This is a genomic window from Borrelia parkeri (genome assembly GCF_023035815.1).
Taxonomy (GTDB): Bacteria; Spirochaetota; Spirochaetia; order Borreliales; family Borreliaceae; genus Borrelia; species Borrelia parkeri.
The window spans coordinates 22528-28943 of sequence record NZ_CP073161.1; the positions used below are offsets into that span (position 1 = coordinate 22528).

A 6416-nucleotide genomic window follows, 5' to 3' on the forward strand; every position below is an offset into this window, starting at 1 on the left:
TGTCCTTTAAATTTGTAATTTAGAGCGCACATCTGTATCAGTAGCTTTAAGCTTTAGCATTGTCTTGTAACATAGTGACATCTTCTTAAGTTCTCTCTCCCTTTTAAGCTCATCGAGTTTAAGTTTTAACTCTTCAAGCTCACGACTTTCTTCTTCTGAATGTGCTACTTTTTTATTTAAAGTCTTCTTATAAAGATTGCTAATTTGAGACTCTAATTCTTCTATTTTGTAATTATGAGTTTTAAGTTCTAACTCTAAATACCTACTAAATGAATTTATAAATTCTAGTCCCAACATACTTTTAGCCATACTAAACTGACTCTTAAGATCACGTGCTTGGGCCCTACTTTGTGATGCATGAAATAAGATATTCTTCAAAGTATCTTCACGAATAGTAAGCTTAGCAGCACCAGTAATATACTCAGGGTCATCTTTAATCTCTTCCCATTTGCGTCGCATCTTTCCTACATTAACACGACTAACTCCAAGCTCTTTTGCAATACTAGCGTCATTAAGTTTTCCTTCTCTAAAATACACAACATAATCATCTAATGATTTCTTTACCCTACTCATACCTTTTAATATAAGTTAACTAATAGGTTAACAAAAATATATTTAACATAAAATTTATAACAAAACAATAAATTTTACAAAAACAATTAATACTTATAACTACATGCACATTCAAGATGTGTAAATAGAGATATATTTTTAAATCAAAAAAGATAAGGGGATTTATATGAATAAAATTAATTTTATTTTGGTATTGGCACTACTAATTAGTAGTTGTGAATATGAGCATAGAAATGCTACACCTAAGAGTAGAGTTAAAAGAAATTTAGAAGAACAAGAAGAAGTACAAAAAACACCTGAAGAAGTGTTAAGAGAAAAATTAAATGAAACTCAAAAAACAAATCTAGATTTTTTAAAACAAGCTTTGGGTAATGATGATCTTTTTAACAAATTTTTAAATCATGATGAATCTAAAATAAAGGAAGCCCTTGAACATATAAATACTGAACTTGAAAAATGTAATGGAAATGATGGGGGTAAAAGCACTTTTAAAACCGTTGTACAAGGATATTTTAGTAAAATGGATGAAAGTACGCTCAATGGTTTTAAAGAAGGAGCAACAAGCACTTGTCAAGTAGGAGCAGGTGGTTAAAGAACCTCTCATAATCAAAAAGTTAAGAAATAATATTTAAGAAAGAGAGATTTAAGAGAAAAAGGCAACAAATATCCTAGATAAAAAAGCATGAAAAAGAATAAATTAAACTCGTTATAAAAATGGTAAGAGTAACTATAAAAGTAAACCTTTGGTTAACAGAAAGAGTAAAGTTAAATTTTCAAGAACAATATGTCTCATTGCAAAATGGAAAGCCACTAAATAGACAAATAAAGTCTACGGAGAGTAAAATTTGAAGTATTTGTTAAGGTTAGGTTAAAGTATTCTAGATATATTAACCAAACATACAAAAAAATACCCTATCTATTTACATAAACAACCTTAGGTAAGATATTTTCTATGCAATGGAGACCTTTAAAAATTGACTCTACATGTAAGTATTTGCTAATATTTTTATAACTAATTTTATCTATTTTTAAACTATTTAGTTAACTTTGAAATTACATGAAAGGGAAACATTTAATTAACTGCAATCTTAACTTAAAAATTAAAGAATTAGAAATGCAAAATGAGCACTTAAGAGAAGAATTATCTCTACTTAAAAGCTCACTTAAAACTAGAAATACTAAAAAATTAAACACTCCTGTAAGATTTTATCTAAATGACAAGACAACTAGACTAGTAAAACGCTCTATAGAGAGACTTAAAGAACAAGATCCAATCTCAGGATGGTTTGTACACTTACTCTCAATTACTGGTTGTAGGGGTGTTGAGATACAAAATGTAAAACTTACTGATATATATAAAGAGACAAGCAGTAATGGTGAAGTATTCTATTCTATTCGTGTTAATGTAGCTAAAAAACGCAGCAATATCTGTATAAGAGAAGTAGTTATTAGTAAGTTTGAATTTGATTCTATTATGAGGGCACATCAAGAATATTTTGGCTCTAGAGACAAAGACAGTAGACGTACTTATCTATTTCAAAAAAGTAAACTTAAATTTCGTGACAATAAAGTTAGCATAATCAAGATTTCAAAACAATTTAAGGAATTACTTATTAAGGGAGGATTTAAACATCGCAAATCTCTACATATACTCCGTAATATATTTATAGCATCACTAAAGTCTAAAGGATATAATTCATTTGAAATTAAAGAGCTTATGAAATACTCATCTACTTCTGAGATTGATAATGTTTATGGACTCTCAAGTGCAAGTAAAATACAGGCTTACAAAGATATCAAAACTAGCTTGAAATAACCCATATTTTTTGCTAATATTTTTCATACACCTAAGGTACTATTTTCCCACTTCAAAAATTTTACCAACTTCAAAATAAATACCTAAAGATAAAATTAGGTATTTATTTTACATAAAAATTATTTGTTAAGCTTTTGTTTTTGATAATTCTTTGGTTTATAATATATATATTCTTTAAACTAAAATTTCATTATGCAGGGAAAAAAAGACTCTAAACTTTTCTAGGGTCTTTTTTCCATATACAAATTTACGCCTGCATTTTAAACATTTCCTTTTGAATATAACGAGTATCACGGAAGTCCATCCTTGACTTATTAGTTTTGTATGAAGTAGCTAGTATTTCATGTTTAGTTTTCTTAAAAATACTAGCTATACCAGTTGAGCGTGCTACATAATTTACAAAAAGATTATGCTTTAAGAAAAGCTCAACTACTCTTAAATCATCAAATTCACTTATTGCAAATTGCCAACTATATCTCTTCATCTCTATAATAAGTCTCTCTAGAGAATCTAAATTCCATCCACGATTATCAGCAAGATTTCCACGTGAAATTGAATATGGAGGGTCAAGATATACAAATGTTGAGCTTACCTTATCTCGCCTAGGTAGTGCTGCTAAAAATTTAAAAATATCACGTGACGTAAATATTGCATTATCAAGCATCTCTTTAAATCTAGATTTATAAGTTTGAAGGGTACTTAAAAACAATCTCTTAGCATTACTTCGATTTAACTTCATAGTTACGCCGGATGAAGCATAAAGTGAATACAAACTTCGCAAAACCATGTATTCGATTTTGTCCAGGTTCTCATTAATAATGCTATCATAAATAATTGCATCTCTTACACGCTTGTAGAGCAACTCAGGGTCTTGTCTTAAGATATAAAAAAACTTATATATAAATTTAGAATTATCATTGAGTATATTGTAATGGGCTAATGGCTTTGCAAAAAATACAGCTCCTGTACCAAAAAATCCTTCAATATACTGGGTATGCCTAGGAAAAAGACTTATAATATCAGCACTATAAAGGTATTTACTTCCTTCTCTACTTAGTAGTTTCAATATTTCTTAAATATTCTCCTTGATGTAATTTCATATTCAACACCCCGCTCTTTAAGCATCAGTGAATCATAAAGCACAGATGCCTCATTAGTTGCTATAAAATGATATCCTGGTGTATTTTTAATCTTAACTTCACTTATCTCAAATTCTCCATCTAAACATCTGTAAGCAGGGCCTTCCCACCTCACACTTGTACTAATATCAAACCGTCTAAGCACAGCGCATGGGTTTAGAATATAACAATTACTTCTTATATATCCTAACTTAACAAAGTTATGATAATTCTTATTTATATCAAGAACACTAAACTGCAACTTTTTATACTTTTCTATGTAATAATGAAGAGATAAAAAGTAACATCCCCATTGACGTACTGCTGAAATTAAATTCGGATTATTTTGCGTTATTTTCATCTCTAACCTTCAACCTCCATTAAATCTCTAAGTCTGGCTCCTCAAGAAGACACTCTACACTACTATCATAAAAGTTTAGAATTTGATCTAAAAATATAGAAATACTAAAAAAACTATCTACAAATATACTCCTCTTGTTAATCTTAAGTATCCCATATCTTGAATCGAAGTCAGGACTCTTTTTGCAAATGCTTAAAAACACATCTAAACATAACTTAGCATTCCCAATAGTAAGCCCTTCTCTGCAAAGTCTCTCAAATAGCATCTCTCCTTGTCTGTCTTTCCTACAAAGTAAAACATCTTCAAAATCATATTTAGCTCCCATCATATTTTCTATAAGCTCCCTTTTTGATACTACCACCCCATACCTCCTTAACTTTTAATTTACCTTATATAACTACTAAAAAGGAATATCTTCATAAAACTCATCTTGAGACTGAGAATCATTAGTCTCTTGTTTTTTAACAGATGAGTTTAAGATTTGAATATCATTTACCAAAATACTGTATTTACTCTTCCCCTCACCTGTACGCTTATCTCTCCAATTCTCATAAGCGAGGGATCCACTAAGTACAACTTGAACCCCTCGTTTAAGCAAAACAGCAAGACTCTCAGCTTTAGAGCCAAAAATCACACAGTCAAAAAATTGTGCTTGGCTCTCCCATGAACTACGCCTCCTAACACCTCTATTATTAGCCAGAGTAAATTTTAATATAGGAAGACTATTACTAGTATAATTAAGCTCACAGTCTCTTGTTAAACGACCAGACATACTTAAAGAGTTAATATCAAACACCAGAACTCTCCTCATCATAAATCCTACTTAACATCTCCATACGTCTTAAATCACAATCAAGTCTTCTCATATTTTCTAAAAATTCTTGTCTTGAATAATAATCCTGAATGAGTCTCGCTATACTTCGCATGCAAAACTTACATAAAAATCTTAAAGCCTTATAAGTAATTACCAAAAATAAAACCATAAATATAAACCTCATAAAGGTACCCTTAAACAGCATTTAAAATAGGAGTGGACCAATCATTAACTACATTTGAATTACTACTAAAGGTAAAATCCATAACAGAGCTTAAAAACTTAAATCTATCCTTAATAGCTCTCCTACTCATATCTAAATGGAATAGATTCCCATCAAAGTCATAATTTATATGTTCATTTAAAGAAAATTCTTTAACCAGAGCATCTATTTGAAATTTAAGTTTATCTTTAATAGGTTTTGTTAACCTAGACAACTCTAACGCATAATCCTTTTTAGTTGTCTCTTCTACCTTGTCAATTTCAGATTGCAATGCAATAATCTTTTCAAGATGTCTCTTCAAATTCAAATTTTCGTCTTCATCAATCTCAAGATGACTTGCTTTTAAAAATGTTAAAAATTCAAACTTGAAATCCATATCACACAACTCTTGATACACAAAGCTATTCTTTAAAAAATCTTCAATAATAACACTCAGCTCGTCTAAATCAATATTTTTAATATCAATATCACTATTTGATTTTAAAGATTTGGCAATACGACTTACTTCCTGCTCTAATCTTGAAACCTCAGTCATTACAGCACTAATAAAATTATCATCCCTATTAATTACACAGTTGATAGCCTCATTACCTATGATAATAAATAAATTTCCCCTATCTAAACCTGTACATAAGAGTTGCATTTGTACTTGAACATAATATTTGAAGAAATATTTATTTTCTAAAAAATTACCGGTTCTGTTGTATTCAAAAGCTGCACTTTTTAAGTAAAGATTATCACTAAATTTGATCTCAAGTAACTCTGCTTCTCCTGTGATGCTTACAAACCATCCATCAATTGTTGAACCAACTAATGTCTCACGGCCCTTAAATTTTTTAAAATAATTATATTTGTCAACACCGTTTGCATATTTGTTTTTATGCAACACTTCAATATTGCCTGCGTGCATACGAACAAATTCATCAAATCCTAAAGACTCTAGTATCTTCCCCTTTCTCATGCTTAAATTATCTTCAAATGGAATCTCTCTTCCTATAGCTTTAAGTATCCTATCTCGCATTAATTTTTCTAAAGAATCAGCTCCAATAAACATACTTCCAACTTCACTTGCACCCATATGCTTTAATGCTTCTCTTTGAATACTAAAATCAACCTTACTATTAAACTTAAAACATTCATCTCTTCCAATTTTTGGTAATTTACGTCCTATCTTATTTATTTTACTTAACTGTTTTTGTTTACCTTTAAAATTTTCTTGACTTTGATATGCAAAAGATTCAAATCCTTCAAACATCATCTGCCTGTACAAACTAAATTGTTGCATCCCCACCTCTGATTTTTGTTCATTTATTTTTGTCATATTTATCATATTAACCCCCTATAATGTATTTATAAATAAAATAATATAGCAAAAAATTGTTTTTGTCAAAACTTTTGATATATTATTTTTGTTAAATTCTAAAAAAATATATTTTTATTATAAATAGGTTTACTTTTTATCCGGTATTGCGTTACTATGATTAACAGTAATACATTATAGGAGTTTAATA

Annotated in this window: 9 protein-coding genes; 2 read left to right on the plus strand and 7 right to left on the minus strand. The window is 29.4% G+C overall.

The window, feature by feature from the left end; all coding sequences use genetic code 11:
* Nucleotides 1-6 precede the first annotated feature (6 nt).
* Nucleotides 7-573: a DUF603 domain-containing protein gene (locus bpSLO_RS04745; RefSeq protein WP_246989843.1), complete on the minus strand. Its 567-nt coding sequence runs from the start codon at nt 571-573 to the stop codon at nt 7-9.
* A 166-nt stretch (nt 574-739) separates the two neighbouring features.
* On the opposite strand from bpSLO_RS04745, the gene bpSLO_RS04750 reads away from it, so the two are divergent.
* Both bpSLO_RS04750 and bpSLO_RS04755 read left to right on the plus strand, forming a co-directional pair.
* The gene (locus tag bpSLO_RS04750; RefSeq protein ID WP_246989846.1) at nt 740-1165 is read left to right on the plus strand and encodes an Mlp family lipoprotein; all 426 of its coding nucleotides are present in this window, start codon (nt 740-742) and stop codon (nt 1163-1165) included.
* 465 nt (nt 1166-1630) lie between these two features.
* Entirely contained in the window at nt 1631-2389 is a 759-nt protein-coding gene (locus bpSLO_RS04755; RefSeq protein WP_246989879.1) for a tyrosine-type recombinase/integrase, read from the plus strand.
* Between the two features lie 247 nt (nt 2390-2636).
* Here bpSLO_RS04755 and bpSLO_RS04760 read toward each other — a convergent pair whose 3' ends face one another.
* From bpSLO_RS04760 to bpSLO_RS04785, 6 genes are read right to left on the minus strand one after another with little or no spacing between them, the layout of a single operon-like run.
* Nucleotides 2637-3455 carry a DNA adenine methylase gene (locus tag bpSLO_RS04760; RefSeq protein WP_246989880.1) on the minus strand — a complete coding sequence of 273 codons (819 nt, stop codon included), beginning with the start codon at nt 3453-3455 and terminating at the stop codon, nt 2637-2639.
* Nucleotides 3452-3868: a DUF261 family protein gene (locus tag bpSLO_RS04765; RefSeq protein WP_246989852.1), complete on the minus strand. Its 417-nt coding sequence runs from the start codon at nt 3866-3868 to the stop codon at nt 3452-3454. Before bpSLO_RS04765 ends, bpSLO_RS04760 begins: the two co-directional genes overlap by 4 nt.
* 19 nt (nt 3869-3887) lie before the next feature.
* Entirely contained in the window at nt 3888-4229 is a 342-nt protein-coding gene (locus bpSLO_RS04770) for a hypothetical protein (protein WP_025407651.1), read from the minus strand.
* Nucleotides 4230-4268: 39 nt separating this feature from the next.
* The gene (locus tag bpSLO_RS04775; protein WP_241803720.1) at nt 4269-4682 is read right to left on the minus strand and encodes a single-stranded DNA-binding protein; all 414 of its coding nucleotides are present in this window, start codon (nt 4680-4682) and stop codon (nt 4269-4271) included.
* On the minus strand, nt 4657-4851 hold the full coding sequence (locus tag bpSLO_RS04780; protein ID WP_025407653.1) for a hypothetical protein: 195 nt from the start codon (nt 4849-4851) through the stop codon (nt 4657-4659). The genes bpSLO_RS04775 and bpSLO_RS04780 overlap by 26 nt, the downstream gene beginning before the upstream one ends.
* Nucleotides 4852-4876: 25 nt before the next feature.
* Nucleotides 4877-6226: a DUF244 domain-containing protein gene (locus bpSLO_RS04785; protein WP_246989881.1), complete on the minus strand. Its 1350-nt coding sequence runs from the start codon at nt 6224-6226 to the stop codon at nt 4877-4879.
* Between the last annotated feature and the right edge of the window lie 190 nt (nt 6227-6416).

What these genes read in the sequence shown, in the direction of transcription:
- bpSLO_RS04745 (WP_246989843.1), bottom strand. Translation starts at nt 573, where the DNA reads ATGAGTAGGGTAAAGAAATCATTAGATGATTATGTTGTGTATTTTAGA.
- bpSLO_RS04750 (WP_246989846.1), top strand. Translation starts at nt 740, where the DNA reads ATGAATAAAATTAATTTTATTTTGGTATTGGCACTACTAATTAGTAGT.
- bpSLO_RS04755 (WP_246989879.1), top strand. Translation starts at nt 1,631, where the DNA reads ATGAAAGGGAAACATTTAATTAACTGCAATCTTAACTTAAAAATTAAA.
- bpSLO_RS04765 (WP_246989852.1), bottom strand. Translation starts at nt 3,868, where the DNA reads ATGAAAATAACGCAAAATAATCCGAATTTAATTTCAGCAGTACGTCAA.
- bpSLO_RS04775 (WP_241803720.1), bottom strand. Translation starts at nt 4,682, where the DNA reads ATGATGAGGAGAGTTCTGGTGTTTGATATTAACTCTTTAAGTATGTCT.
- bpSLO_RS04780 (WP_025407653.1), bottom strand. Translation starts at nt 4,851, where the DNA reads ATGGTTTTATTTTTGGTAATTACTTATAAGGCTTTAAGATTTTTATGT.
- bpSLO_RS04785 (WP_246989881.1), bottom strand. Translation starts at nt 6,226, where the DNA reads ATGACAAAAATAAATGAACAAAAATCAGAGGTGGGGATGCAACAATTT.